Consider the following 652-nt stretch of genomic DNA (forward strand, 5'->3'; position numbering starts at 1 on the left):
CCTCGGCCTGGCCGCGGAGGAAGTCGGCCCAGGTGGTGCTCTGCCGTTCGGGTGCGGGTGGGATGCCGTGCTCGCGGAGGATCTCCCAGACCGTGGAGGCGGCGATTTTGATCCCCAGTGCGGCGAGTTCGCCGTGGATCCTGCGATATCCCCACGCGGCATTCTCCTTGGCCAGGCGCAGGACCAGGGCGCGGATCGACCGGAAGGTGCGTGGGCGTCCACGTCGCCTGGGTATGCAGGTCGCGGCATGGCGCCGCCGTAGCAGCTCGCGATGCCAGCGCAACACCGTCTCGGGGCGGACCAGCAGCAGAAGGTGCCGCAGTCTGTCTTTGGAGAGGGGGTGGAGCAGGCCGGCCAGGACGGCACGGTCGCTGTCGGTGAAGCTCGGCTTGCCGGCTTGACGCTGCAGGACCAGCAACGGGTGCCGGAGTACGAGGATCTCGATGTCCTTGTCTCTGTTGCTCATCGGCAGGAGGCGTAGGAACGCCAGGGGTTGGTCGCGGCGAGGTAGGCCAGGCGCAGGAGCGACAGATCATGATGCCGCCGGGGTCCCGTGCGGGTGAAGCGCTTGGGGCGAATGACAAGGAGAGCCGAAGATCCGTGATCAGGCTCCCGACCTGCGTGGATGATTTATCGGCACCCGCACAGGCCC

Annotated in this window: 1 pseudogene; it reads right to left on the bottom strand. The window is 67.6% G+C overall.

The features are described from left to right. Positions 1 to 531: pseudogene (locus ASC60_RS00090) on the bottom strand (integrase); the annotation flags it as partial. Between the last annotated feature and the right edge of the window lie 121 nt (positions 532 to 652).

It is taken from the genome of Streptomyces sp. NBRC 110028, from assembly GCF_001417735.1.
In the GTDB taxonomy this organism is placed as follows: domain Bacteria; phylum Actinomycetota; class Actinomycetes; order Streptomycetales; family Streptomycetaceae; genus Streptomyces.